Source organism: Kocuria salsicia (assembly GCF_007681555.1).
GTDB classification, from domain to species: Bacteria; Actinomycetota; Actinomycetes; order Actinomycetales; family Micrococcaceae; genus Kocuria; species Kocuria salsicia.
Genome location: NZ_VELE01000005.1, coordinates 106,437 through 132,457, shown reverse-complemented (window position 1 = coordinate 132,457; position 26,021 = coordinate 106,437). Strand labels below are relative to the sequence as shown.

Annotated in this window: 26 protein-coding genes and 2 pseudogenes; 12 read left to right on the top strand and 16 right to left on the bottom strand. The window is 69.5% G+C overall.

Annotated features, from left to right (window positions below; all coding sequences use genetic code 11):
• Positions 1 to 107: 107 nt before the first annotated feature.
• Genes FS770_RS09195 through FS770_RS09185 form a run of 3 tightly spaced genes read right to left on the bottom strand, consistent with a single transcriptional unit; the run spans position 108 to position 4,008 of the window.
• Complete coding sequence (locus tag FS770_RS09195) at positions 108 to 1,619, bottom strand: APC family permease (protein WP_144941438.1); 1,512 nt, start codon at positions 1,617 to 1,619, stop codon at positions 108 to 110.
• The gene (locus FS770_RS09190) at positions 1,616 to 2,551 is read right to left on the bottom strand and encodes a universal stress protein (protein WP_144941440.1); all 936 of its coding nucleotides are present in this window, start codon (positions 2,549 to 2,551) and stop codon (positions 1,616 to 1,618) included. Before FS770_RS09190 ends, FS770_RS09195 begins: the two co-directional genes overlap by 4 nt.
• Positions 2,551 to 4,008: a flavin monoamine oxidase family protein gene (locus FS770_RS09185; RefSeq protein ID WP_144941441.1), complete on the bottom strand. Its 1,458-nt coding sequence runs from the start codon at positions 4,006 to 4,008 to the stop codon at positions 2,551 to 2,553. Before FS770_RS09185 ends, FS770_RS09190 begins: the two co-directional genes overlap by 1 nt.
• A 58-nt stretch (positions 4,009 to 4,066) precedes the next feature.
• On the opposite strand from FS770_RS09185, the gene FS770_RS09180 reads away from it, so the two are divergent.
• On the top strand, positions 4,067 to 4,840 hold the full coding sequence (locus FS770_RS09180) for a TetR/AcrR family transcriptional regulator (RefSeq protein ID WP_144941443.1): 774 nt from the start codon (positions 4,067 to 4,069) through the stop codon (positions 4,838 to 4,840).
• Between the two features lie 17 nt (positions 4,841 to 4,857).
• Here the strand turns inward: FS770_RS09180 and FS770_RS09175 are convergent, their stop codons facing one another.
• The gene (locus tag FS770_RS09175) at positions 4,858 to 6,291 is read right to left on the bottom strand and encodes a gamma-aminobutyraldehyde dehydrogenase (protein WP_144941446.1); all 1,434 of its coding nucleotides are present in this window, start codon (positions 6,289 to 6,291) and stop codon (positions 4,858 to 4,860) included.
• A 110-nt stretch (positions 6,292 to 6,401) separates the two neighbouring features.
• Here FS770_RS09175 and FS770_RS14315 point away from each other — a divergent pair, with 110 nt between their 5' ends.
• Genes FS770_RS14315 through FS770_RS09155 form a run of 5 tightly spaced genes read left to right on the top strand, consistent with a single transcriptional unit; the run spans position 6,402 to position 9,268 of the window.
• Entirely contained in the window at positions 6,402 to 6,809 is a 408-nt protein-coding gene (locus FS770_RS14315; protein ID WP_425323833.1) for an NAD(P)-binding domain-containing protein, read from the top strand.
• A gap of 35 nt (positions 6,810 to 6,844) precedes the next feature.
• Positions 6,845 to 7,249: an NAD-binding protein gene (locus tag FS770_RS14115; RefSeq protein WP_244944851.1), complete on the top strand. Its 405-nt coding sequence runs from the start codon at positions 6,845 to 6,847 to the stop codon at positions 7,247 to 7,249.
• A complete protein-coding gene (locus tag FS770_RS09165; protein WP_144941448.1) occupies positions 7,246 to 7,734 on the top strand; it encodes a carboxymuconolactone decarboxylase family protein in 489 nt (162 codons plus the stop codon). Before FS770_RS14115 ends, FS770_RS09165 begins: the two co-directional genes overlap by 4 nt.
• Positions 7,731 to 8,870: a pirin family protein gene (locus tag FS770_RS09160; RefSeq protein ID WP_222126505.1), complete on the top strand. Its 1,140-nt coding sequence runs from the start codon at positions 7,731 to 7,733 to the stop codon at positions 8,868 to 8,870. The genes FS770_RS09165 and FS770_RS09160 overlap by 4 nt, the downstream gene beginning before the upstream one ends.
• Before the next feature lie 35 nt (positions 8,871 to 8,905).
• Entirely contained in the window at positions 8,906 to 9,268 is a 363-nt protein-coding gene (locus FS770_RS09155) for a GNAT family N-acetyltransferase (protein WP_144941450.1), read from the top strand.
• Between the two features lie 105 nt (positions 9,269 to 9,373).
• Here the strand turns inward: FS770_RS09155 and FS770_RS09150 are convergent, their stop codons facing one another.
• Complete coding sequence (locus FS770_RS09150; protein WP_342353663.1) at positions 9,374 to 9,889, bottom strand: isochorismatase family protein; 516 nt, start codon at positions 9,887 to 9,889, stop codon at positions 9,374 to 9,376.
• A 315-nt stretch (positions 9,890 to 10,204) separates the two neighbouring features.
• Here FS770_RS09150 and FS770_RS09145 point away from each other — a divergent pair, with 315 nt between their 5' ends.
• Positions 10,205 to 10,555: a DUF488 domain-containing protein gene (locus tag FS770_RS09145; protein WP_144941451.1), complete on the top strand. Its 351-nt coding sequence runs from the start codon at positions 10,205 to 10,207 to the stop codon at positions 10,553 to 10,555.
• A 140-nt stretch (positions 10,556 to 10,695) separates the two neighbouring features.
• Here FS770_RS09145 and FS770_RS09140 read toward each other — a convergent pair whose 3' ends face one another.
• Positions 10,696 to 11,832, bottom strand: a complete 1,137-nt coding sequence (locus tag FS770_RS09140) for a hypothetical protein (protein WP_144941454.1) — start codon at positions 11,830 to 11,832, stop codon at positions 10,696 to 10,698.
• 246 nt (positions 11,833 to 12,078) lie between these two features.
• Between FS770_RS09140 and FS770_RS09135 the strand changes: the two genes are divergently transcribed.
• Entirely contained in the window at positions 12,079 to 13,038 is a 960-nt protein-coding gene (locus tag FS770_RS09135) for a DEAD/DEAH box helicase family protein (RefSeq protein ID WP_145011295.1), read from the top strand.
• 126 nt (positions 13,039 to 13,164) lie between these two features.
• On the top strand, positions 13,165 to 13,356 hold the full coding sequence (locus tag FS770_RS09130; RefSeq protein WP_012397150.1) for a CsbD family protein: 192 nt from the start codon (positions 13,165 to 13,167) through the stop codon (positions 13,354 to 13,356).
• Between the two features lie 73 nt (positions 13,357 to 13,429).
• On the opposite strand, the gene FS770_RS09125 is transcribed toward FS770_RS09130, so the two are convergent.
• Positions 13,430 to 14,800: an MFS transporter gene (locus FS770_RS09125; protein WP_145011293.1), complete on the bottom strand. Its 1,371-nt coding sequence runs from the start codon at positions 14,798 to 14,800 to the stop codon at positions 13,430 to 13,432.
• A 124-nt stretch (positions 14,801 to 14,924) separates the two neighbouring features.
• Here FS770_RS09125 and FS770_RS09120 point away from each other — a divergent pair, with 124 nt between their 5' ends.
• Positions 14,925 to 15,248: a putative quinol monooxygenase gene (locus tag FS770_RS09120; protein ID WP_144941460.1), complete on the top strand. Its 324-nt coding sequence runs from the start codon at positions 14,925 to 14,927 to the stop codon at positions 15,246 to 15,248.
• 13 nt (positions 15,249 to 15,261) lie between these two features.
• Positions 15,262 to 16,200 (top strand): N-acetylglucosamine kinase, encoded by a 939-nt coding sequence (locus FS770_RS09115; RefSeq protein ID WP_144941462.1) that lies wholly within the window; start codon positions 15,262 to 15,264, stop codon positions 16,198 to 16,200.
• Positions 16,201 to 16,367: 167 nt separating this feature from the next.
• Here FS770_RS09115 and FS770_RS09110 read toward each other — a convergent pair whose 3' ends face one another.
• From FS770_RS09110 to thpR, 5 genes are all read right to left on the bottom strand, one after another.
• Positions 16,368 to 17,543, bottom strand: coding sequence for an acyl-CoA dehydrogenase family protein (locus FS770_RS09110; protein ID WP_174233403.1), 1,176 nt, complete (start codon positions 17,541 to 17,543; stop codon positions 16,368 to 16,370).
• Between the two features lie 63 nt (positions 17,544 to 17,606).
• Positions 17,607 to 18,770, bottom strand: a complete 1,164-nt coding sequence (locus FS770_RS09105; RefSeq protein ID WP_145011291.1) for a CaiB/BaiF CoA transferase family protein — start codon at positions 18,768 to 18,770, stop codon at positions 17,607 to 17,609.
• Positions 18,771 to 18,906: 136 nt separating this feature from the next.
• Positions 18,907 to 20,139 (bottom strand): M20 family metallo-hydrolase, encoded by a 1,233-nt coding sequence (locus tag FS770_RS09100; RefSeq protein WP_144941466.1) that lies wholly within the window; start codon positions 20,137 to 20,139, stop codon positions 18,907 to 18,909.
• Between the two features lie 83 nt (positions 20,140 to 20,222).
• Positions 20,223 to 21,503, bottom strand: a complete 1,281-nt coding sequence (locus tag FS770_RS09095; RefSeq protein WP_145011288.1) for an MFS transporter — start codon at positions 21,501 to 21,503, stop codon at positions 20,223 to 20,225.
• A 10-nt stretch (positions 21,504 to 21,513) separates the two neighbouring features.
• Positions 21,514 to 22,152, bottom strand: a complete 639-nt coding sequence (gene thpR / locus FS770_RS09090; RefSeq protein WP_145011285.1) for an RNA 2',3'-cyclic phosphodiesterase — start codon at positions 22,150 to 22,152, stop codon at positions 21,514 to 21,516.
• A 41-nt stretch (positions 22,153 to 22,193) separates the two neighbouring features.
• On the opposite strand from thpR, the gene FS770_RS09085 reads away from it, so the two are divergent.
• Complete coding sequence (locus FS770_RS09085) at positions 22,194 to 22,442, top strand: hypothetical protein (protein ID WP_244944849.1); 249 nt, start codon at positions 22,194 to 22,196, stop codon at positions 22,440 to 22,442.
• 6 nt (positions 22,443 to 22,448) lie between these two features.
• On the opposite strand, the gene FS770_RS09080 is transcribed toward FS770_RS09085, so the two are convergent.
• From FS770_RS09080 to FS770_RS09065, 4 genes and pseudogenes are all read right to left on the bottom strand, one after another.
• Positions 22,449 to 23,000 carry a metallophosphoesterase family protein gene (locus FS770_RS09080; protein ID WP_145011282.1) on the bottom strand — a complete coding sequence of 184 codons (552 nt, stop codon included), beginning with the start codon at positions 22,998 to 23,000 and terminating at the stop codon, positions 22,449 to 22,451.
• 21 nt (positions 23,001 to 23,021) lie between these two features.
• Positions 23,022 to 23,437 (bottom strand): annotated as a pseudogene (locus FS770_RS09075) (arsenic resistance protein); the annotation flags it as partial.
• Positions 23,438 to 23,562: 125 nt separating this feature from the next.
• A complete protein-coding gene (locus tag FS770_RS09070) occupies positions 23,563 to 24,939 on the bottom strand; it encodes an L-serine ammonia-lyase (RefSeq protein WP_145011279.1) in 1,377 nt (458 codons plus the stop codon).
• A 251-nt stretch (positions 24,940 to 25,190) separates the two neighbouring features.
• A pseudogene (locus FS770_RS09065) lies at positions 25,191 to 25,835 on the bottom strand (ribonucleotide-diphosphate reductase subunit beta).
• Positions 25,836 to 26,021: the final 186 nt, after the last annotated feature.

Here is a 26,021-nt window from a genome sequence, read left to right as displayed (position 1 = left end):
CTCCGCAGGAGAGGCCCGCGGGTGGACCCGGAACGCACCGTCCCCCGGGCGGTCAGGACCCCCCGGGGGACGGCGGCGTCGTCATCCGACGGACGGTGACTGCGGGATCAGTCGAGCACGGGCAGCTCGGTGGTCTCGAAGCGCTCCTGGAAGAACGAACGGTTCCTGAAGTACTGGGTGACCATCACCACGACACCCAGCAGCAGGATCCCGATGCCCAGGATGAACACCAGGCCCACTCCCCCGATCTGCGAACCCGAGCCGTAGGCGGGGTCCATGGAGTCTACGGAGGTCTGCACGAAGAACATCAGCAGCAGAAGACCACCCAGCAGGGGCGCGAAGAGGTTGTTGAGGAAGCTCTTCACGGACTTGAACCAGGACCGGCGGAAGTACCACACGCACGCCAGGGCCGTGACGCCGTAGTAGAAGCACACCATCATGCCCAGGGCGGTGATGGTGTCCCACAGGACGTCCTCGCTCACGATGCGCATGAAGGTGTAGAACAGCGAGGAGACCACGGCGGCGGCCACGGTCGCGAAGCCGGGGGACTGGAAACGCGGCGTGATGCGCCCGAAACGACGCGGCAGAGCCCCGTAGTACCCCATGGCCAGCAGGGTGCGGGCCGGGGACACGAACGTGGACTGCAGCGACGCCGCTGAGGAGGACAGCACCGCCAGGGACAGCAGCAGCGCCGCCGGACCCATGACGGGACCGGCGAGTGCCGCGAAGACGTTCTCCTGGATCTCGGGGTTGTTCAGCCCCACCCCGGTGTCGCCCAGACCCGCGAAGCTCAGTACGGCCAGACCCACGACCATGTAGAGGACCACGATCGAGAAGATCGTGGCGAGGGCCGCGCGCCCCGGTGTGGTGGCGGCCCCCTTCGTCTCCTCGTTGATGGTCAGCACCACGTCCCAGCCCCAGTAGATGAACACGGAGAGCGAGACGCCCGCCGCGAACGCGGACAGCGATCCCACACCCAGCGGGTTGAACCACTCGGCCTGGATGTGCATGCCGCCCTCGGCGGTGCCGTTGGCCACGTGCACGAAGGCTGCCACCGAGAACCAGAGCAGGATGATGATCTGGAACGCGACCAGGACCCACTGCACCTTCTCGGTGGTCTCCACGCCGCGGTAGGAGATCCAGCACGCGCCGGCCATGAAGACCAGGCATGTGAGGATGTTGACCGGCACGTTGCTCGCCAGGTCCGCGACCTCCGGGCGCCCGGTGACCTGGGCGATCATCAGGTAGAAGAACTCCACCGCGATGCCGGCCAGGTTGGAGAGCACGAGGATCGTGGCCGCCAGCAGGCCCCAGCCGCCCATCCACCCGACCCATGGCCCGAAGGCCTTGGACGTCCACGTGAACGTGGTGCCGGAGTCCGGCATGGCCCGGTTCAGCTGCCGGTAGCCCACGGCCACGAGCAGCATGGGAATGAACCCCACCAGGAAGATGGCCGGCAGGTGGGTGTCCACCGCGGCGGCGGTAGGGCCCAGCGCGCCGGAGAGCGTGTAGGCGGGGGCGATGCAAGACATGCCGATGACCACTGCACCGAGCAGGCCCACCGATCCGGAGCTCAGTCCCTTGTCCGTGCCGCCCTCGGCCTCGGTCTCGACGCTCATGACTCCGTCTCCTTCTCGGACGTTCCCAGGGGCAGCACGATCATGGGAATCGGCAGGTGCCGCAGGATCCGGCTCGTGGTGGTGCCCAGGAAGATCTGGCGCTCCCCCGCCAGGCGGGAGGAACCCACCAGCAAGACGGCGTCCGGCTGCCAGTCCATCTCGGCCACGGCCTTCTTGAGGGTCTTGCCACGCACCACCTGCACGGACACCGGGACGTGCTCTCCGATCTCCTTGGCCGAGCTCTGCAGGTTCCGCTCCACCTGGGCGATGGCCTCGGTCGCCTCGCCCTGGACGTGGTCCAGGGGCAGGAAGCTCACGAGGTCCAGTTCCAGCCCGCTTCGGTACGCGGCCTCGCGGGCCTCCCGCATGATGCGGTGGGCCCCCGGTCGCATTCCGATACCGGCATACAGCCGCTTGATGGCGGTCACGCCCTTGTAGCCGCGCGGTGCGAGCGCCACGGGGACGCCCGCACGGTGCAGCAGCGCGTCCGTCACCGGGCCCACGGAGAACTTGGCCGTGTACTTGCCGCTCGCCGCGCCCACCACCACGAGGGTGGCCTCGAACTCCGCGACGGCCGCGAGCAGACCCGCGGCCACGGAGAGGGACGTGCGCACGTGACCGCGGGCCACGACATCGTCGGGCACCGTGTCCAGCGCCTCATGCAGCCAGTTGTTGGCCTGGCGCCGCAGCATGGGCGTGACGTCCCCCACGGGTGGGTACACCGGTAGGTACGGCTCGTCCGAGCGCAGGATGCAGACGATCTCCAGCTCGGCGTTGAACGCCTTGGCGAGGGCGATCCCCAGCCGCAGGGCGTCCTTGCTGCGCTTGTCACCGTTGTAGCCGATAACGTAGCGGAAGGTACCGCCCTGCCCGGCGGTCGTCGAGGTGGCCGGGGTCTCGCGGTCTCCGGCGGGCGTGGCCGGCCCGGTCATCAGGCCTTCCTCGCGTCCACGATCTGCGACGCGGCCAGCTCGCCCTGGCGCAGCGCGCCGTCCACGTGCTGGTAGCCCTCGGCCGCGAGGTCCGAACAGGCCCAGCGGATGGGACCCACCGGCTCGGACTGGATGGCACCGTAGCGGGAGAGGCCGCCGAGGTCGTAGGAGGCGGCGTAGGCGCCGCGGGTCCACTCCTCCGAGCCGAAGTCGGACTCGTAGTACACGACCGGCTCGAGCGCCTCGTCACCCAGGTAGTGCGCGAGGGACTTGAGGATGAGACGCTTGCGCTCCTCGGCCGGCAGGCGGAAGACCTCGTCAGCCTTCTCGTCAGAGACGAAGCCCACCAGGGTGCCGCGCTCGTCCCCGTGGTTGGTGTTGTCGTAGACCTCCTGGGAGAGTTCGTACGCGCCGAAGCCGGTGCCGGACAGGCCCTTCTCGCGCCAGAACGGGGTCTCGTAGACGGCGTGCACCTTGATGACGATTCCCAGGGACTGGTGCTGGTGCATCTGGTGCTGGAAGCGGGGCAGCGGGGGCTCGAAGGAGATCCGCGAGTACAGGTTCGGAGGAACCGCCACGACGACGTCCTTGGCCTTGACGGTCAGGCGGTCCGAGAACACGCGCACGGTGAAGTCCGGGTCGTGCTCCTCGTAGGTCTCGCCCTGGCCAGCCCACTGGATGGTGCGCACCGGGGAGTTGAGGAAGACGACGGTGTCCGTGTCACTCTCCAGGACCTGGGTTCCGTCGTCCACACCCAGCTGTTCGGCCATGGTCACGGACACGGACTGCATGCCGCCGACCACGCGCTTGTCCAGGATGAAGTCTTCGTCCACCAGGTTGGAGAACGAGCCGGCCGAGGCCGCCATGAGCACCGCCTGCAGGGCGGAGAACGAGTGCGCCGGCTTGGTCAGCATGCCACCGGCCACGTAGATGCCGATGTTGTTGCAGGCTTCCTCGTCCGAGCTGTTCTGGCGCAGCCAGGCGTGGAAGGACACGGTGTCGAGCTCGCGGGCCTTCTCGGCGGCCCAGGGCTCGGCCGCGCCGACCTCGGCGGCGAGCTTGTTCAGAAGGGCGATGAGCTTGTCCATCTCCCGCTGGGTCTCCTCAGAGGCGGGGAACATGTGCCCGGAGTAGGTGTGGCGGGTGCCGTCCGGGGCGATGTAGACGGACTCGCCCTCGCGGTAGCGGTCGAAGGTCTCCAGGCCAAGCTCGTCCACGAGGGAGAGCAGCACGGTCTGGTCCGGTGAGATCCACTGGCCGCCGAGCTCCAGGAAGGCGCCGTCGATCACGTTCGACCAGGTGCGACCGCCCACGCGGTCACGGGCCTCGAGGACGGCCACGGACTTGCCGGCCTCGCGAAGCCGGCGGGCCGCCATCAGTCCCGCGGGACCGGCACCCACGATCACGACGTCGCGCTCGATGGCCTGCTGGGATCCGAATACTCGTTGTTCAGACATTGCTTTTCCTTTCAGAAAATGTGGATAGCGTTAATTTTTACAACGTGGGAGGACCCGAATGCCCCTAAAGTGGGGGCACCAATGCGTTTGCACCGGTCAAGACCGTTTCCCGGACGACCCAGGAGGAGTGGTGGATCAGATTCCCCCCGAACGAGGCCGTGGCAGGCCCCGAACGCCGATTCTCACCCGGCGCAGGATCACCACCGCGGCGATGGACCTGATCCAGAATTCCGGCTACCGGTCGCTGACGATGTCCGCGCTGGCAAACCAGCTCGGGGTGTCTGCTTCTGCTCTGTACAACCACGTGGGCTCCAAACGGGACATCATGATCCTGGTGCAGGACAGGGTCAACGAAGAGATCGACTGCTCCGGGTTCGAGAGCGAGGAGTGGGACGTGGCCCTGGAGAACTGGGCCCGTTCCTACCGGGAGGTCTACTCCCGGAACATCCCCCTGATACCCGTCATCGCTGTGCTGCCGGTAGCAAATTCCCCCCACACGCTCGTGATGTACGAAGTGGTGACCGCGGGGCTCATGAAAGCCGGTTGGCCGGAGCCCTTGGTGGTCAATGCGGTGACGGCCGTGGAATCCCTGGTCTTCGGTTCGGCCTACGACGCCACTGCCCCTGGCGACATCTTCGATCCCGGGGCTCTCAACGAACTCGCACCAATATTTGCGGCCGCCGTGGCACGCCGGAACCTGATGCTCGTGACCGACGAGGACGGGGAGGAGGCCCGCAGCGGCGCAGACGCGGCGTTCGACCTGGGACTGCGCTGCCTGCTCGCCGGGTTCAGGGAGGAACTCAGGACCCTGCGGCAGGGCGTCGCACCCTGATGCAGAGCCCCACGCCGTCAGACCTCCAACGAATGCATCACGTGTTTGACCCGGGTGTACTCCTCCACGGAGTACAGCGAGAGGTCTTTGCCGTAGCCGGAGTGCTTGAACCCGCCGTGGGGCATCTCCGAGACGAGCAGCATGTGGGTGTTGACCCACACGCAGCCGAAGTCCAGGTCCCGGCTGACCCGCATGGCGGTGCCGTGGTCGGAGGTCCACACGCTGGAGGCTAGGGCGTAGGCGACGTCGTTTGCCATCCGGACGGCCTCCTCCTCGTCGCGGAAGGTCTGGACCGTGAGCACCGGCCCGAAGGTCTCCTCCTGCACGAGGGCGTCGTCCTGGTGCATTCCGGTGATCACGGTGGGTTCCACGAAGAAGCCGTCCGTGCCTTCCACTGGCTTGCCGCCCGCCACCACCGTGGCGTGCGCCGGGATGCTCTCCAGCTTCTTGCGCACGTCCTCGTAGTGGCGGACGTTGTTCAGCGGGCCGAAGTCGTTCTTGGACTCGTCCGCGTCACCGGTCACGGTCTTCTTGGCCTGCTCGGCCAGCAGCTTCACGAACTCATCGTGCGCGCTCTCCTCCACCAGCACACGGGTCACCGCGGTGCAGTCCTGGCCGGCGTTGAACGTGCCGTACTGCACGAGCTGCTCGGCGGCACGCTCGAGGTCCGCGTCCGCGAAGACCAGGGCCGGGGCCTTTCCTCCCAGTTCCAGGTGGGTGCGCTTGAGGCCCTGCGCGGCACTGCGTGCCACGGCCTGGCCTGCCCGCACTGAACCCGTGATGGAGACCATGCCCGGCACGTGGTGGGTGGTCAGCAGCTCACCCGTCTGGGCGTCGCCCAGCACCACGTTGAGGACACCGGCGGGCAGTACCTCCCCGGCGATGCGCGCGAGCACCAGGGTGGACTCCGGCGTGGTGTCGCTCGGCTTGAGCACGATCGTGTTGCCGGCCGCCAGCGCGGGGCCGATCTTCCAGATGCCCATCAGCAGCGGGTAGTTCCAGGGCGCCACCTGCGCCACCACACCGACCGGCTCGCGGCGGATGTAGGAGGTGTGCTCGGACATGTACTCGGTGGCGGCGCGGCCCTCGAGCGTGCGGGCGGCACCGGCGAAGAAGCGCAGGTTGTCGGTGCCGGCGTCCACCTCCTCCGAGGCGATCTGCGCGCGGGGCTGGCCCGTGTTGCGGTGCTGGGCGTCCACCAGCTCGTCCTTGTGCGCCTGCAGGGCGTCCGCGAGCTTCAGCAGGGCCTCCTGGCGCTCGGCCGGCGTGGCCTTGTTCCAGGTGGTGGCGGCGGTAGACGCGGCCTCGAAGGCGGCGTCGACGTCCCGCTCGTCCGAGACCGGGGAGGTGGCAACCACTTTCCCGTTGAACGGGTTCACGATCTCGATGGTGTCCTGAGCGTGGGCGGCCACGAACCGCCCGTTGATGTAGTTCTGCAGTGTCTCGGCCATGAAGGTCTCCTTACAGAGGGACGTATCGATGGAACACATGGCCCGTGGGGACATCCAAGCCGCGCGAGTCACGTGTAGTTTAGATCACCCTAAATGATCGCCGTTCATATATGAACCCTCCCGACAAAGATTGCGGCCCGTCGTCCATCACACCCAGGACACGGCGACGGTGCCCGGGAAGGTTCCCGGGCACCGTCGCCGGAGGGGCCCTCACCCCCGCACCCTCCGGGGACACAATGGAGCCCATCAGCAGTCCTCGAGAGCATGGAACGACCATGAGAGCCACACCCCGCACCGTGGGGGTCACTGGTCTCGGTGCCATGGGGCGGCCCATGACCGGGCACATGGTCGCCGCCGGCCACGACGTGGTCGTGCTGCGGCACAGCCTCCTCAAGCCTCAAGGCGGAGGGCGCCCGCCCCGTCGACGAGCCTCGGCACATGGCGCGCCAGACGGACCTCGTGATTCTGATGGTTCCGGGCACCGAGGAGATCGACGCACTCGTGCCGCGCCTGGCTGAGGGCGTGGCCGAGGGGGCCCCTGGGTGCGGGACAGGTGGCCCAGGCCTGCAACCAGCTGATCTGCGCGGCGGAGATCGTCGCGCTGTCCGAGGCCTCGGTGGTGGCCGAGCGTGCCGGGCTGGACCTGGCACAGCTCCTGGACCTGCTGCGCTGCGGTTGCGCGGGGTCCGTGATCATGGAAGACAAGGCGCCCAAGCTCGTCGCCCACGACTACGGTGTTCCAGCAGCGGGTCGCGCAGTGCACGGACTGATCCCCTCGGGCGCTCCTGGGCGCAGCCGGGCACGGAGGCTTGCAGGGCCCCGGGCCTACGGGGTTGCGGGCCTGCGGAACTCGGGTCCGCGAGCTCCGCAGGCCCGCCGCGACCCGCGGGGTTCGATCCGCACCGGTTCCGTCTTGTGTGACCCGTTTCGGGCGGACGTGAAATCATGCGCTTCATGAGCACCGACGCACCCCAGGACCCGCTGCACTTCTATCTGGACAAATCGAACCGGCCGGCGTGGAAGGCCATCGGGGCACTCTCCGACGCCGCGCGCACCCAGGCGCTGGATTCCGGGCTGGATTCGCAGCTCGTGGAGCTCGTCATGCTCCGGGTGTCGCAGATCAACGGCTGCTCGTACTGCCTGGACGTCCACACCAAGCGGGCCGCGGCCGCCGGCCTGAGCGACCAGCGCCGCGGTCTGGTCTCTGCGTGGCGGGATGCGGCCGTCTACTCCGAGAAGGAGAAGGCCGCACTGGCCCTGGCCGAGACCGTCACCCTGCTGCCCGGCCCGGAAGACCGTGACGCATGCCAGGTGGTCAGCCACGGCGCACTGTCGGACGAGCAGTATTCGGCGGTGCAGTGGCTCGCCATCACCATCAACACGACCAACCGCATCTCCATCATGTCGCACCACCCGGTCCGGCGGGAGAAGGACAGGTCGTGACGAATCCCGAGAAGAACCCGCAGCCCACGGTGTGCGGCAACAGGCCAGGCACGGGCGGGACCACCGAGAGCGGGCTGAGCAACGGCGTCACCGTGATGCACGGCGAGAACGGGCCGGTGGAACTCCTCCAGCCGAGGGACGTCCCCCTCGGCGGACCGCGCGGAATGACGGTCCAGCGGACGCTGCCGCAGAAGGCACGCTCGCTGATCGGCGCGTGGTGCTTCCTGGACGCGTACGGCCCGGACGACGTCGCTGCGACCGGCGGCATGAAGGTCGCCCGCCACCCGCACACCGGCCTGGCCACGGTCTCCTGGCTCTTCGAGGGCCACATCGACCACATCGACTCCGCCGGGAACTGGGCCACCGTCCGCCCCGGCGAGGTGGACCTCATGAATGCCGGGCGGGGGATCACCCACTCAGAGTTCTCCACCGAGGACACCAGCGTGCTGCACGGCGTCCAGCTCTGGTACGCGTTCCCGGACGCGGACCGCTTCGGGGAGCCGAGCCTGGACACCCACCGACCCGAGCCCGTCACGGGAGAGGGGTTCTCCGCCCGCGTGTTCATCGGCTCGCTGCTGGGCACCACCTCCCCGGTGGCCACGCGGATCCCGCTCACGGGGGTCGAGCTGCACCTGGACCCGGGCGCTTCCCTGGAGATCGAGGTCCCCGCGGAGCACGAGCACGGTGTCCTGAGCGTGACGGGGACCCTCAGCGTGGACGGCGTGGAGGTCCCCCGGCACGCGATCGGGTTCACCGGAACGGGCCGCACCCGCGTGCGCGTATCCGCCGGGGCCGAGCCGGTCCTCGCGGTGCTCATCGGCGGGCAGCCGCTCAACGAACAGATCGTGATGTGGTGGAACTTCGTGGGCCGCTCCCACGACGAGATCGAGACGTGGCGGCGCGCCTACATGGAGGAGATGGGCTTCACCGAACCCGGCGGGGACTCGCCGTTGCCCGCGGACAGCCGCAGCGACGTCGGGGGCCCCGCGACCGGCAGGTTCGAGATCGACGGGCTGCTCGGCACCGCGTACGACGACGGCCGCCCCTTCCCGCAGTTCGGCACCTTCCCGCCCGGGCAGCCGGCACCCCTGCCCGCACCGGAGCTCCCGAACACCACCCTGCGCGCGAGAGGGTGACCCGTTCCATCCACGAACCGTCCGAGGAGGACACCATGACCGACACCCCGACCATCGACAACCCCCAGGTCTCCCTGGGCACCGACGAGCAGGGCACGCAGCGCTTCGAGATCCGCGTGGGCGACCCCGCGGACCCCGTGGGATTCACCGTGGCCATCGACCACGACGCCGCCGGCACCAAGCAGCGCATCTTCCCGCACACCGAGGTCGACGACGCGTTCGGCGGCCACGGGCTCGCCTCCACCCTGGTGCGCCAGGCCCTGGACACCACCATCGCGGACGGCTACCAGCTGGTGGTCTTCTGCCCGTACATCACGTCCTGGATCCAGAAGCACCCCGAGTACGAGCAGTACACGGTCAAGCCGACGACCGACCACCTGGCGGCGCTGCGGGGCTGAGACCGGGGAGCCGGAACACGCAAAAAGTGCAGCTTTCGACGTTTTCACGGGTGAAAACGTCGAAAGCTGCACTTGTAACGGGGGAGCCGGGAACCCGGGCGGGGCTCAGCGGTCCGTGATGTTCCCGCCCTTGCCGTGGAGTTCGCGGCTGCGGTCGAAGTAGTCGTTGATGATCGCGCGGAACTTGTCCGCGTCCTCCCGCGCCCAGTTGCGCATGAACTCGCTGCCCAGCGCCACCGAGGTGGTGGGGTGCGCGCCGGCCTGCACCATGCGGGTGATCGCGGACTCGTGGGACACGGTGGAGACCCCGCCCACGGCGTCGATCACGGGGCACACCTCGTAGCCCTCGCGCAGCATGTCCAGGGTGGGGAATGTGAGACAGACCTCGGTCCACAGTCCCGCCATGATGATCTTGCGGCGCCCCGTGGCCCGGATCGCGGCACGGAAGTCCTCGTCCTCCCACGAGTTCACGCCGGTGCGGTCGATCTCCTCGATGCCCTCCAGCTCGGCGAGCAGCTCGGGGATCGTGCCCTCGTTGACACCCATGTCCACACCCACGGTGGAGACCACGGTGGGGACGTCGTAGGCCCGGGCGAGCTTCGCCAGGGTGACCGCCCCCAGGTTGATCTCCTCCCTGGTGGTGGAGCCGATCGTCGCCTACTGGCCGGGCTGGAAGTCGATGAAGACGATGGCGCTGTTCTGCGGGGTGAGCAGGTGATCGCCCTGCGGATCGCGGACGGGCTCGGGCTGGACCTTCGGCATGATGACCTCCATGGCGCTGAGTGGTGCGTGGGCCTTCACGCTAACGGCCAGGACCCGTTCCCGACCAGGGCCACACCCCGTGCATTTGCGGAGCAAGTGCACTTCTGACGCCCCCAAAGTGCACTGACGGAGCAGACGCATCTCCGAGGAGCGCGGCGGGTGTATACCGGAAGCATGAACGTTGTCGTGAAGCGAATCTATGACGAGCCCGCCCAGAACGACGGCACCCGCGTGCTGGTGGACCGCGTGTGGCCCCGGGGCGTGAGCAAGGAGGAGGCGGAGCTGGACGACTGGAACAAGGAGGTCGCGCCGTCCACCGAGCTGCGCAAGTGGTACGGGCACGATCCGGAGAAGTTCGAGGAGTTCTCCAAGCGCTACCGCAAGGAGCTGGAGTCGGGTGACGGCAAGGAGGGTCTGCAGAAGCTGCGGGACGCGGTCAAGGGCAAGCGCCTGACCCTGCTCACCGCGTCCAAGGCCGTGGACATCAGCCAGGCCACGGTCCTGCAGAAGATCCTCTCGGACTGAGTCCCCACCGCCGGGCCGCTACTCGCCCGTCGGTTCATCCCCCCCGGTGCGCCACCGTGGCATCGAAACCGTGGCATCGACGCAGCGCCGCCCCGCCGGGCCCGGGCACCGTGGACCCCGCAGGAGCGCAGCCCGCCCGCTCAGCGCGCGGTGAAGCTCCACTGCTGCTGCGAATCCACGACCACGATCTTCTCCCCGCTGCCCACAGTGACGTCCAGGTCTGCGGGTGCCTGCCCCGACTCGTACTGCTCGGAGAGGGTGAGGTCGTCCGCGGGGTAGACCTCGACCACGGGATAGTCGCCGTCCTCCTCGTCGCCGACGGTCAACCGGTACGGCGTCTCGGCGCCTGCGGGCACGCGGAAGACGCGGGTGCCCTTGCCGGTCAGGGGCTTGCCCCGCTCGACCTCCGGGACGGCCGAGAGCGCGTAGCCCCGGACCTCCCACTGCGCGCCCTTGCCGCCCTGGGCGTAGAGGACACCCGTGCTCGTCGTGTAGCCCCCGGTGTTGATCAGCGCCGACCCGGAAGTGCCCGGGCGCACCATCGGCAGGGAAGCCGAGAGCTTGCCCCCCTGCTTCTCGTGGCCGTTCACGTAGAACCGCCCTCCGTCGGAGCCCGTGGAGCTCCAGACCACGAGGATGGGCCCGTCGTGCGCGGGGACGAGGATGGCGTTCTTCTCCTCGTCGGTGACCGTGCTCTTCTCGAGCGTCCCGGTCTTGCGGAACAGGGGCTTGCCGCTCGGCACCCCGACCTCCTGAGCGCCCTTGACCGCCACCGGAGCGGGCGCGGACGTGGCCTCCGCCGTCGCAGGGGCGGATGTGGCAGCCTCCTGGTTCGACGCCGCCGCGCCGCGCGGTTCCTGCCCCGTTGCGTCCGCTGTTCCCTGCGTCGACTCCGACGCCTGTTCCGCACCGCCCGTGGGCCCAGGCTCGCCCGCTCCCCCGAGGTCGAAGGTCCTGACCGCCAGGTACGCGAGCAGCGCGATCACCAGCAGGAGCACGAGGCCGCCCGCCGCGGCGAGCGTCACCACGAACCCCACGGACACCCCCTCCCGCGCCGGAGCACCGGTGTTCCAGGACGGGGACCTGGCCTGCGAACCCTCCGGGCGGCCCTGTCCCCGCGTCCCGGGGTGGGTCGCTCCCGGCTTGGGCGTGTACTCCTCCGGACGCCAGGCCCCGGTGGGATCCTGCGAATCGGGGGCGCTCGACTCATGGTTGTTCGACTCAGGGGGACGGCCCTCGGGTGGTTCGGGGGGAGTGGGGCCGGATGCGGTACTCATGGGCACCTCGCGCTCAGGGGGATGTTGCGCTCGTGGGGGCGTAGCACTCACGGAGACCTTGCGCTCTCGGGGACATCGCCCTCCTGCAGACGCTGCCATGACCACACGGTGCCGTGAAGTGTTGTGCTCATCCTGCCAGGCAGGCGCCGTCCCGCCCGGTACGACACCTCCCCGACCCGCGCACCTCGAGCGCGTACCGTGGTTCCCAGTCGTGAATCCCCCACCACCACGATCGAGGTGTCCCCCATGCGATCCCGTTCCGTCCCCCTCGCGTCCACGCTCTGCGCGCTCCTGCTGCTCTCGGGCTGCGGTGGCGGCGCACCGGATGGCGACGACGCCGCGGACGGTGGCGCCGCGGCGTCGTCGTCCCGGAGTGCGGAGCCCAGCGCGACGCCCTCGCCCACGCAGCCTGAGGAGCTGATCGGCGGGGGCACGCAGCTGTTCCCGGACCGCCGTTTCGTTGCGCTGTACGGGCACCCGGGCACCCCTGGACTGGGGGCGCTGGGCGAGCAGGGGCCCGAGGAGTCCGTGACGCGGGTCAAGGAACTGGCTAAGAGCTACGAGCCCTACAGCGAGGAGAAGGTCATCCCCGCATTCGAGATCATCGCCACCACGGCGTCCTCGGAACCGGGCCCGGACGGCAACTACTCCACCGAGTCCACCGTCGACCAGCTCAAGCCCTATGTGGAGGCCGCGGAGAGGAACGACGTCTACGTAGTGCTGGACCTGCAGCCCGGGCAGGCGGACTTCCTCACGCAGGCCACGCAGTACGAGGAGCTGCTCAAGCACCCGAACGTGGGTCTGGCCCTGGACCCCGAGTGGCGCCTGGCCCCGGGGCAGCTGCCTCTGCAGCAGATCGGTTCCGTGGACGCCGCGGAGATCAACAAGACCTCGGACTGGCTGGCCACGCTCACCCGGGACAACCGGCTGCCGCAGAAGACGATGCTCCTGCACCAGTTCTCGATGTCCATGATCGAGAACCGCGAGGCGATCAACACCCAGCACCCCGAGCTGGCGTTCGTGCTCCACGCGGACGGCCACGGCACCCCGGACCTCAAGACGGGTACGTGGAACGCTCTGCAGGAGGGGCTGCCGAAGGGCATCCGCATGGCGTGGAAGAACTTCTACGACGAGGACACACCCATGTACACCCCGCAGCAGACGTTCGGGGTCACCCCCAAGCCCTGGTTCGTCTCCTACCAGTGACCGCAGGGCGGGGCCTCGGAACGAGCGCAGTTCGCCCCCGGAGGAAATCCCCCGTCCATGCCTTCCCATCGATTCCGCGCGGGACTACATTGTGAGCACCTGTTCGCTCCACGGAAGGAAGTGTCTATGGGACTCGGTGACAAGATCAGCAATGCTGCGGAGAAGGCAACCGGTGCCGCCAAGGAGAAGGTCGGCGACGCCACGGACAACCGCGATCTGCAGGCTGAAGGCGCTGCGGACAAGATGTCCGGTGGCGCCAAGCAGTCCGTGGAGAACGTCAAGGACGCTGGCAAGAACCTCAAGGACGGGCTGGGCTGAGCTCCGCACCCGCAACCTTTCAATCGGAAGGCCCTCGTCGTCACGACGGGGGCCTTTCGCATGCCCGGCTCGCTCAGCGCACCCCGTACCGGCGGCGGGCGATCAGAAGGCTCACCAGGGACAGCGCCGCCACCGCGGCGTAGTAGATGCTCGGAGAGGTCAGGGAACCTGTCGCGGAGATCAACCACGCGAGCACCAGCGGGGCGAAGCCGCCGAACACGGTGACCCCCACGTTGTACGCGATGGACATGCCCGTGGTGCGGATGGCGGTGGGGAACATTTCGCTCAGCAGCGCGGGCATGGGTCCGAAGTACAGTGCCATGATCGCGCCCAGCACCGCCTGCACGGCCGTCAAGGCGGCCACGGTGGAGGCACCCACGAGCCAGAGGAACAGTGGGTAGACCGCCAGCATGCCCACCACGGCCGCGACCAGCATGACCTTGCCGGGACCCACGCGGTCCGCCAGGTGTCCCACGAGTGGTGAACCCACCAGGGTCACGAGCCCGGCCACCACGCCGCCCAGGTACGCGGCCCACGAGGGCAGGTCCAGATTCTGGATGGAGAACGTGGGCATGAACAGGATCGTGTACACGGACATGGAGGCCAGACCCACCACACCGGAGGCCGTGAGCCACCGTCCCGCGGAGTGCACGATGGTCTGTGCGAGGGGGCCGCGCCACAGGGCGGGGCGCGGCGTCTTCGTTCTCTCGGTCGTGTCCCCGCCCCGGGCGCCGGGGGACGACGCCGCCCGCTCGCGTTCGCCCTGCAGCGCCTGGAAGTCCGGCGTCTCGTCCATACGCAGGCGGATGAACAGGCCCACGGGGCCGATGAGCAGCCCGAAGAGGTAAGGAACGCGCCAGCCCCACGAGTAGAGGGCGTCGTGGCTGAGCAGGGTGTTCAGGGCGAAGCCGAAACCGGAGGCCATGAAGATGGCGATGCCCTGCGTGGACACCTGCCAGGAGCCGTAGTAGGCACGCTTGTCCGGAGCGTTCTCGATGAGGAACGCGGTGGCCGTTCCGAACTCGCCACCCGCGGAGAAGCCCTGGACCAGGCGCGCGAGCAGGATCACCAGCGCCGCTGCGGGGCCAATGAGAGCGGAGGTGGGGGCCACGAGCATGATGAGCGTGCCCAGCATCATCAGCGCGATGGTGATGGTGAGCGCGGGGCGGCGCCCGTGGCGGTCCGCATAGGAACCCAGGACCAGTGCACCCACCGGGCGGATCAGATAGGACACCGCGAAGGTGCCGAACGTCAGCAGTGTGCCGGTGACCTGACCCATGCCCTCGGACTCGAAGAACAGGTGGGAGATCACCACGGCCAAGGACGAGTAGACGATGATGTCGAACCACTCGAGCGCGTTTCCGATCGAGGACGCCACCACCGCGCGACGCGCAGTGCGGCGCTGCCCGGGGGTCGCGGAATCCTGGGTTGCTGGGCTGCTCATGTCTGCACGCTAGCCCACGGTCCGCACGCGCTGAGCGACCCGTGACGCCGCATGACACCGGGGGCGCTCCTATACTGGACTGCGACAACGCACCCTTCGAGACACGCAGCACCAGGAGCAGAGAATGATCTTTATCGTAGTCAAGTTCGAGGCCAAGGACGAGTACGTGGAGCGTTGGCCGGAGCTCGTGGCCGAGTTCACCGAGGCCACCCGCCGGGAGCCCGGGAACAAGTGGTTCGAGTGGTCCCGCAGCCTGGAGAACCCCAACGAGTTCGTGCTGGTGGAGGCCTTCGAGGAGGACGCCGCGGAGGCCCACGTGAACTCGGAGCACTTCCAGAAGATGACCGAGCAGTTCCCGCAGTACCTGGTGAAGACCCCGCGCATCATCTCCCGCCAGGTCGAGGGGGACGGCTGGGAGGAGATGGGCGAGGTGCAGGTCTCGAACTGACCCGGCCGCCGCAGTGAGCGCAGAGCCCGCGGGACCGGGCCCCGGTGACTCGCGCAGCGCGGGCGAGTTCCTCGTCGGCCTGGACATCGGCGGCTCCCACACGCGTGGCATCCTCTTCCACGGGGGGACACCCGTGCGCGAGGCGCGCGCCGGGTCCGCGAACGTGCAGAATGTCCCCGCGGAGCAGGCGCACGCATGCCTGCGCTCCGTCCTGTCGCAGTTGCACGCGGCGCCCGGCACGCCCGTGGTTGCGGGATCCGGCGGCGTGGACACCGCGCACGACGCCGCTCGACTGGCCGGTCTCATCCGTTCCGCCGGTTGCCTCGGCCCGTCCGCGAGTGTGACGGCCGTGCACGACACCCGCCTGATCCTCGCCGCCGGCGCTCACACGTCCGGGATCGCGCTCATCGCAGGAACCGGCTCGGTGGCCTGGGGCGTGGACACTTCCGGCCGCGAGGTACGCGCCGGCGGCTGGGGGTATCTCCTCGGCGACGAGGGCAGCGGCTACTGGATCGGCCGGGAGGCCGTGCGCCGGGTGCTGCGTCGGTCCCAGCAGCCTGCTGCCGGGAATGCGGGAGAAGCGCTCACCCGAGTGGTGCTAGAGCACGCCGGAGTGACCGAGCCCGCCGACCTGATCGGCGCGTTCCACAACCATCCGGACCGGCCCCACTGGGCAGGGCTCGCGCAGCCCGTGTGCGAGCTGGCCGCCTCCGGGGACGCCGTGGCGTCCGAGCTGGCGGCGGTGGCCGCGGAGCACCTGGCGGAGCTCGTGCTCACCGTGGCAGGCGCCATGGCCGAGCCGCTTCCCGTGGTCGTGGGCGGCGGGCTCACAGGGTCCGCGGTGGGCCTGCACGTGGCCGCGTTGCTGCGGGAGCAGGGCCTGTCCGTGACGCTCCTGGACCGCGAACCAGTCCTGGGAGCCCCTCTGCTGGCCCGCTGCGCCCCGGGCTGACCGTGCAAGGCTGAGACCCGTGGCCCCGTCCGGACCCACCAAGACCGCGACGCGTGATGAGGCCACGGGAACGGGCGGCCCGGCGTCGTCGCCCGTCTAGGACGATGCATGCGCATAAAAAAACCGGGTGCCTCCCGAGGGAGGCACCCGGTTCGGGACGCACGGACTCAGCGGAACGCGCCCACCCCCGTGAGCTGCTGACCCAGGATCAGGGAGTGCACCTCGTCCGTGCCCTCGTAGGTGCGCACGGACTCCAGGTTGTTGGCGTGGCGCAGGGGCGAGTAGTCCAGGGTGACACCGTTGCCGCCCAGGATGGTGCGGGCCTCGCGGGCGATCTTGATGGCCTCGCGGCAGTTGTTGAGCTTGCCCACCGAGATCTGGTGGTTCTGCAGCGTGCCGGCGTCTTTGAGCCGGCCGAGCTGCAGGGCGAGCAGGAAACCCTTGTCGATCTCCAGGGCCATGTTCACGAGCTTCTGCTGCGTGAGCTGGTAGCCGGAGAGCGGGCGGTCGAACTGCAGGCGCTCCTGCGAGTAGGCCAGAGCGGCCTCGAAGGAGTCACGCGCGGCACCCATGGCACCCCAGATGATGCCGTAGCGGGCCTCGTTGAGGCACGAGAACGGGCCGCGCAGACCCTTGGCCTCCGGCAGCATCGCGGAGGCGGGGAGGCGGACGTCCGTGAGCTCGATGTCGCACTGGATGGACGCGCGCATGGACAGCTTGGCCGTGATGGGCGTGGCCTTGAAGCCCGGGGTGTCGGTGGGGACCACGAAGCCGCGGATCCCCTCATCGGTCTGCGCCCAGATCACGGCCACCTTGGCCACGCTGGCCAGCCCGATCCAGCGCTTGGCGCCGTTGATGAGCCAGTTCTCGCCATCCTTGCGGGCGAAGGTCTTCATGGAGGAGGGGTCAGAGCCTGCGGTGGGCTCGGTCAGGCCAAAGCAGCCGATGGCCTCACCGGCGGCCATCTGCGGCAGCCACTCCTGCTTCTGCTCCTCAGAACCCCACTTGTAGATGGCGCTCATGGCCAGCGAGCCCTGCACGGACACGAACGTGCGTAGCCCGGAGTCCCCGGCCTCCAGCTCCGCACCGGCCAGACCGTACTCCACTGCGGTGCGTCCAGCACAGCCGTAGCCCTTCAGGTGCATGCCCAGCAGGCCCAGCTTGGCCATCTCCGGCACGATCTCGAGCGGGAAAACGGCGTTGTCGTACCACTCGGCGATGTTCGGCTTGATGGTGGCATCCACGAACTCGCGCACCTTCGCGCGCAGCGCGATCTCTTCTTCGGACAGCAGGGAGTCGAAGCTCACCAGGTCCATGACGTCCACGGGTTTCAGTTCACTCATGGGTCCACTGTATGACTGCGGACACACCGCGCGTAGCCGGGTGCGGAGCCTGATTTCCCACTTCTACTTGTCCCGGGGTTCCCGCAGCCACTGCACCACGGTATCCGTGTCCTCCCCCAGCTGCGGCGGGGCCTGCGTGGGGGACGCCAACGGCGGGGTCCACTGCGCAGGGTGACGGAACTGGCGGCCCACGGTCGCGCCCGTGCGGTCCTGGACGTCCACCGTGGGTTCCAGCCCGAGCTCCTCGGCCAGGGCCACGCCCTCGTCGATACCGCCCACCTTGCCCGCGGGCACTCCCACCTCGGTCAGGGACTCCTGCCACTCGGACGCGGTCCTCGCGGCCAGGGCCTCCTCGAGCAGCGCCGTGAGCTCCTCGCGGTGGTCCACGCGGACCCCGTTGCTCACGTAGCGCTCGTCATCGGCCGCCTCGGGGATGCCGAGCACCTCGGTGAACTTCCGGAACTGGTGGTCGTTGCCCACCGTCACGGCCAGGGGCGCGTCCGAGCACTGCAGCAGCTGGTACGGGACGATCGACGGGTGGTCGTTGCCCATCCGCTGCGGGACCTTCCCCGCGCCCAGGTAGGCCTGCCCCTGGTTCACCAGCGCGCCCTGCAGGCTGGACAGCAGACTGACGTCGATGTGCGCGCCGCGGCCCGTGCGACGTCGTTGTTCGAGCGCGGCGAGCGTGCCGATCGTGGCGTCCTTGGCGGTGAGCACGTCCACGAGCGCGACGCCCGCCTTGGTGGGCTCGCCGTCCGCGCGGCCGGTGATGCTCATGAGCCCGCCCACGGCCTGCACCAGGAAGTCGTAGCCGGCCAGGTGCGCACCGCCCGCCGTGCCGAAACCAGAGACGGACACGAACACCACGCCGGGGTTCTCCACCGAGATCTCCTCGTAGCCCAGCCCCAGCCTGGCCATGCCGCCGGGCTTGAAGTTCTCCACGACCACGTCCGCGCGCAGAGCCAGTTCACGCGCGAGCCCGCGACCCTCGTCCGTGTGCAGGTCCAGGCAGACGGACTCCTTGTTGCGGTTCACGGACTCGTAGTACGTGGGCCCGGTCTCCGAGAACGGCGGGCCCCAGTGCCGGGTGTCGTCCCCACTGCCGGGCCGCTCCACCTTGACCACCCGCGCGCCGAGGTCCGCGAGGGTCATGGTGCACAGCGGCCCGGCGAGCACGCGGGAGAAGTCGGCGACGAGCACGCCGTCCAGGGGCAGTGGATCGGTCACGGGGTCCTCCTCGGGTCGGGACTTCCTCCCTACTCTATGACCGGAGACACACTGGGGTGTGGGTGAGACGTCCATACCCGGTCGCGTGCGACCGTCCAGACACCCCCGCGCCCCCACCCGGTGGGTGCCGTGGACGTCAGCCCAGCTCACCCTGCGCCACCCGCCGCAGGGTGGCGGTGAGCATCTCCAGACCGGCGAGCATGTCCTCGTCCGAGGTGAACTCGTACTCGTTGTGCGTGATGCCGCGGTGGGAGGGCACGAACAGCATCACGGTGGGCAGCACGTCCTTCACGTTGGTGGAGTCGTGCCCGGCGAGCGTCATGATCCGGGTGTGGGGCAGGTCCAGCTCCGTCACGACCTCCTGGGCGAGTGCCAGGCCCTCCGGGGCGTACTCCAGCACGTCCCACGCGTGGCGGTTCACGGTCTGGATCTCCACGTTCGCGGCCCGCGCAGCATCCTCGACCTCCCGGGCGAAGTGCTCGTCCGCGGCGGTCAGGCGTTCGGCGTCCGGGCTGCGCAGGTCGATCACCAGGCGCGCCTCCCGGGCCACGGCCACCGGCGAGTTGGGCTCGATCAGCAGCTCCCCGCAGGACGTGATGACGTCGTGCTCCAGCGCGACCTTCCGCGCCGAGGCGATCAGCAACGACGCCCCGAGCAGAGCGTCCTTACGGTCCTCGATGAGCGTGGACCCCGTGTGGGCCTGCTCCCCGAGCACCCGCAGCTCGTACTTCCGCACACCCCACGTGGCCTCCACCAACCCGATGGTGAAGCCGTCCTCCTCCATGGACTTCCCCTGCTGGATGTGCAGCTCCACGTAGGCGGTGGCCTCCGGGATGACGTCCTCACCGCGCTGCCCTAGGGCGTCCAGCGCCTCGCGCACGCTCACCCCTGCGGTGTCCCGAATCGCGAGCGTCTCCTCCAGGTCGCGCTTGCCGGTGTACACGGAGCTGCCCATCATGGACGGCTTGAAGCGGCAGCCCTCCTCGTTGAACCAGTTCACAACGCACAAGTTGCGGCTCAGCTCCATCTCCCCGCCCAGCGCGGCGAGGTGGAGCTGCGCGCACGCGTGGGCCCCGGCCAGTACGCCGTACGCGCCGTCGAACCGGCCTGCCCGCGGCTGCGAGTCCAGGTGCGAGCCCACCAGCACGTAGGGCGCCCCGGGGGTGTGCTCGAACAGGCCGAACTGGTTGCCGACCGCGTCGTAGTGCACCGTGGCGCCGCGCGCCGTGAGCCAGCCGGCAAACCACTGCCGGTTCAGCCCGTCCGCCTCGGTGGCCGCCTGCCGCTCCACGCCGCCGGACTCCAGCCCGCCGTTGCGGGACATCTGCGCGAACGCGTCCAAGAAGTCGGAGTTGCTGTGCTGAGTCATGAGGGTGCCTCCCGGAGCATCTCGGGGTGGGGCGGCGACCCCGCCCGTGGTGGTGGTGGTGGGGCCATGCTACGACGGCACGCTCACGCGCCCCGCCGTGCGCCCCTCCGCCGGTGCACCGCTTTCTCCAGCCCGCTGCCCAGCAGCAGGGCGCAGGTCAGCCAGATTGCCCCGCCCGGGCCGAGGGGAGCGGCAACGGCTCCTGCTGCCACAGGCAGCAGCACCTGCCCCACCCTGTTGCCCATGAGGCGCACGGCGAGCGCCGAGCCGCGCCAGGCGTCCGGCACGGACGTGGAGATCATGGTCATCGTCAGCGGCTGGCCCAGTCCGAGGAAGAAGCCGCCCACGGCCAGGAGCAGTGCCGCCCACAAGAAACGGTCCAGGAACAGGGGCGGAACGATGAGGGTCACGCCCGAGGCGATCAGGCTCACCACGAGCAGCCTCTCCCGGGAAAACCTTCCGGACAGCCGCGGCAGCAGCAGACGCGAGGCGATCGAGGCCAGGCCGCGGACCCCGAGCAGGACACCCACCACGGACGGTGCGACCCCCACCTCCTCACCCACCAGGGGGAGGAACGCGGTGAGGATGTCCAGCATCGCCAGCAGGGACATCGCCGCCACCATGTGCGAGACGATGCCGGGGACGCGCAGGATCCCGAGTGTCGTGGCGCGGCCCTGCGCCGGTTCCCGGGGGCCACCGGCGGCGTGGTCCGCGTCCGGGGGTGACACCGCGGCGTCGCCCGCCCCGTCCGGAACGCCAGCGGGCAGGGAGGACCTGGTCAGGAACAGCGGCACCGCCAGGACGGTCACCGCGACACCGATCCACAGGCTCTCGTTCACCGCGGCCATCCGCTCCGCGGAGGCCACGTCGGTGCCGTGGCCCACGATCCACCCCCCGAGTGCGGGCCCGATCATCTGGCCCGCAGAGAACGCTGCGGTGAACCACCCGAACCCCTTGTCCAGATCCCGGTCCGCCGCATAGCGCGCGATCGCCGTCTGGCCACCGATCGTGAAGCACAGGTGCCCCACGCCCAGCACGGCGCTCGCCACGAGGATGAGCCACACCGAGCCGGCGACCGCCAGTCCAACACCTGCCAGGGCGAGCAGACCGACTCCGGTGAGGATCAGCAGCCGCAGCTGCGGAATGCGGTCCGAGACCCGTCCCAGCCAGACGGCCGTGACCAGAGGAATCAGCGCGTAGGCGGCGGTGGTGAGGCCGATGACCACCGGGTCCGCGTGCAGCCCCAGAAGCTTGTAGGAGGTGATCGGGCGCAGGAGGTTCGCACCCGACTGCGTGAGTACCGCTGAGCCCACCAGGACCCACAGCCATGCGCCCGAGCGGGAGGCAGGAGCGGTCGCGGACATGTGGTCCACACTAACGGGGCCGGGGGTGCCCCTGACCGGGCGGGCCCGGGGCCGCGGGACCACCCAGCGGGCAGCGCGCGATCTCTCTGTGCAGCGCCCCGCCCGAGCGTCCTTCTCCGAGCGCGGAGGACATCAGGCGGACCTCGCCCACGGTCCACTCGGGGCCGTCGTACACGGACAGTGCCCGGACCACGTCTGCGAGCTCCGGCCCGCCGCGTGCGAAGACGCGTGAGCCGCGGCGCCGTTGCGCGGCCCGGCGTGAGCGCTCCGTGCGGGACAGCCGCGCCACCGTGAGGTGTGCGCGTTGCCGGGCCCGTTCGTCCGGGTCCAGGGAGCAGACGCGCATGAGGTCCGCCAGGCCGGTGGTCTCCCCGCCCAGCCCCATCCAGAGCGTGGTGCCTCCGAACGAGCCGGCGCCGCGCAGGCCGACCCGAAGCGGCGGGGACGGGCTGGCAACGGCGTGCAGGTGCTCCTCGAGATCGGGCACCGCACCCTCCGGCTGGTCGCCGTAGAAAGCGAGCGTGACGTGCCACTGCTCGGGATCGCCCCAGCGCAGGGAGGTGCCCGTCATGGCGCGCACCTCGCTCAGGGCACGGACCAGGTGCTCGCGAGCTGCGCGGGGAGGGTACGCGGCGGCGAAGAGCCTCATGCGTCCACTGTAGGAGTGCCGCCGCCGGAGGACTACCCTGAATGGCACCCCCACCGCGCGGAGCCGTCGTGCAACCCGCCGTGAAGATCCTCCTGACGCTCACCGCCGTGGGCCGGATCGGCTTTGCCGTCTTCTTCACACGGCTCCAGGTGGATGCCGTCGATCCTTCCGGCGGCGTGCCCATCGGGCTGGGGATGCTGTGCATGGTCACTGCCATGCTGGCCGTCAGCGGGCTGCTGGGCGTACTGGCCGCATGGCTCTCGCGGTTCATCGTGGGCAGAGACGACTGACCCCCGTCAACGAGTGCTGCAACCAGCAACCACTGACGGGTCGCGCACCCGGTGCCGCCCCGGCAGCGCCACCAGCTCCACGTCCGTGAGCGTCCCCGCGTCCGCCGTGACCCGCATGTACGTGCAGTGCGGCTGCCGCCGGCGGTCCGTGGGGGATCCGGGGTTCAGCAGCCGCATCCCGGAGGGCGCGGTGGTGTCCCACGGGATGTGGCTGTGGCCGAACACCAGCACGTCCGTGTCCCGGAACGCTGCGTCCATGCGCTTCTCCCGGCCCTGTTTCGCGCCGGTCTCATGGGTCATGGCCCACTGCAGGCCCTCCAGCTCCCACCGGGCGGTCTCCGGCATCTCGGCGCGCAGCTCGGGGCCGTCGTTGTTGCCCCACACGCACACCAGGCGGCGTGAGCGCTCCCGCAGCGCCTCGAACGTGGTCAGGTCCACCCAGTCACCGGCGTGCACGACGACGTCCACGGCCTCCACCTCGTCCCACACCTGGGCGGGCAGGTCCTTGGCGCGCTTGGGAAGGTGGGTGTCCGCGAGCAGCAGCAGCGACGTGGTCATGGCTTCATTCTCGCGCGGTCATCAGCGCGCGGGAACCGTGGGGTCGCAGGGGAAGACACGCGGGCCCAGCCAGACCGAGACGTAGACCAGTGCCACGAGCACCGGTACCTCGATCAGCGGGCCCACCACCCCGGCGAGCGCCTGGCCCGAGGTGACCCCGAACGTGCCGATGGCCACAGCTCGAAGTTGTTGCCCGCCGCGGTGAACGCCACAGTGGCGGATCTGGCGTAGCCCAGCCGGGCGGCTCGGGAGCTGAACGTCCCCGGGGCGAACATGATGGCGAAGCAGCACGGCCGTGGCAACGCGATCCGGACCACGTTCCACGGCTGGGAGGTGATGGCGTCCCCCTGCAGGGCGAAGAGCACCACGATGGTGCCCACGGAGAACTCCGCGGACGTGACGGGCAGGCCGAGCCACCCGGGCAGCCCCTGCAGGTAGACCCCCAGCGGTCAAGGAAGGACATCTCCCACAGCACCGAGGGCGTCTCGTCAGACCGGGTGGACGGGGAGGGGTCACGACCACCAGGTCCTCCGCATGGAGGGCTCGCATGAGCCGAGCAGTCTCAGCACTCGATGACGTTCACGGCGAGCCCCCCGCGGGAGGTCTCCTTGTACTTGATCTTCATGTCCGCACCGGTCTCCCGCATGGTCTTGACCACCTGGTCCAGGGAGACCTTGTGGATGCCGTCCCCCTGCATGGACAGCCGCGCGGCGTTGATGGCCTTCACGCTGGCAATCGCGTTGCGCTCGATGCACGGGATCTGCACGAGCCCGCCCACCGGGTCGCACGTCAGTCCCAGGTTGTGCTCGATGCCCATCTCCGCGGCGCACTCGACCTGCCGGGGGCTACCGCCCAGCACCGCGCACAGGCCCGCCGCGGCCATGGAGCACGCGGAGCCCACCTCGCCCTGGCAGCCCACCTCAGCGCCGGAGATGGACGCGTTCTCCTTGATCACGATGCCGATCGCCGCCGCGGTGAGCAGGAAGTCCACGGCATTGTCGTCGCACGCGTCCGTCATGAACCGCGTGTAGAAGTGCAGCACGGCGGGAATGATCCCTGCCGCACCGTTGGTGGGGGCCGTGACGATGCGCCCGCCGGACGCGTTCTCCTCGTTCACCGCGAGCGCGTAGAGGTTGACCCAGTCCATCCCGTACAGGGGGTCGTCCCCGCGCTCCTTGGTGAGCAGACGCTTGCGCATCTCCGGGGCACGACGGCGCACCTTCAGTCCCCCGGGCAGGGTCTTCTCCTCGCGGGTGCAGCCGTTCTCCACGCACTCCTGCATGACGGACCAGATGTGCAGCAGCTGCGCGCGGGTCTCCTCGGCCGGGCGCCACGAGAGCTCGTTGGCGGCCATCACCTGCGCGACGCTCAGGTTCTCGAACTCGCAGATGGCGAGCAGCTCGTCCCCCGTGCTGAACGGGTACTTCACGGGGGTGTCGTCCTCGACGATCTTGTCCGCGCTGCTCTTGGAGTCGTCCACCACGAACCCGCCGCCCACCGAGTAGTAGACGCTGTCGCGCAGGACGGTGCCGGCGGTGTCGTACGCGGTGAAGCTCATGCCGTTGGGGTGGGTGGGCAGGGACTTGCGGCGGTGCATCACCACGTCCTGGGAGCGGTCGAAGGCCACCGGGTGCAGGCCGTCCAGCAGCAGCTGACCGGTCTCGCTCGCGTGGGCCACCGTGGCGTCCGCGGTGTTGGTGTCCACGGTCTCCGGGTCCTCGCCCATGAGCCCCAGGATCACGGCCTTGTCCGAGCCGTGGCCCCACCCGGTGGCCCCCAGAGAGCCGAAGAGCTGGGAGTGCACGCGCGCCACGGACCCCAGCAGGGCGTCGTCGGCGAGGCCCTTCACGAAGAGCCGGGCGGCCCGCATGGGGCCCACCGTGTGGGAGGACGAGGGCCCGATCCCCACCGAGAACAGATCCAGAACACTGAGCGCCACGTTGCGTTTCTCCCCACTGTCAGGCCCTCGGGCGCGGCGTGGATGGTGCCGTGCGGGGCCGGGCGGCCGCGCGGCGCGGAAGGCTCCGCACGGATCGGCTACACCGTACGTGGGTCCCACATGGCGGGCAAGCCTCGCAGGCTCGGTGGCCGACGGCGCCGCACGCGACCACCCGCGGCCCGGCACCCTGGGAGGGGAGCCGGGCCTTCACCGCGGGAGTGGCCGGGCCACGGCGGGCTCCGCCGGAGGGCTCAGAACTCCCAGTCCGCGTCGGTGGTGTCCTCTCCCTTGCCCATCACGTAGCTGGAGCCGGGGCTGCTGAAGAAGTCGTGGTTCTTGTCGCTGCCCGGGGACAGCGCCGCCAGGATCTCGGGGTTCACCCGCGTTTTCTCGGCCGGGAACCGCTCGGGGTAGCCCAGGTTCATGAGCGCCTTGTTCGCATTGTTGTACCGCACGAAGACCGCCACGTCCTCCATCAGCCCCAGCGGTTCGTAGAGCGCCCCGAGTGCCGCAGCCCGAGCTCCGAGAGCGTCTCCAGCGGCTCGAACGTCAACTCCTGAATCTGCGCGCGTGCACGGACTGCATGAAGGCAGCGTTCGTGTACGCCGCCTCCTCGTGCTGCGTGCGGGTGCCCTGGATCCGGCAGATCCCCCCACCGTGGCCTGCACGGTGTCCAGCATGGTCAGGCCCGTGAACACCCGCGTGGTCAGCGTCCGCTCCTCCGGGCGCATCCGTTGCCACGCGGGAATGTCGGTGGACAGCGGAACCTTCTCCGGGAGCCAGAAGTTGGCGGTGAACCGGTTCCACACCTCCAGGTCCTTGCCGTCCGGCACCCGGTTCCAGTTCACCGGACGCAGGCGCGCGGTCGGGTCCTTCCGGCAGGCGAGCGAGGTGATCGAGTGCTGCGGGTAGAGGGCGTTCGTGAAGTCGTCGCTCTTCTCGCTGCCGTAGTGGATGCGCTGCGGGGCCAGGTACCCGGACAGGTTCATCTGACCCAGGCCGACGCCGTGCGACGCCGCGTTGCCCGCCGCCACCGAGGGCACCGCGGCCACGTCCGCCTGCCCGGCGACGGCGCACGGCAG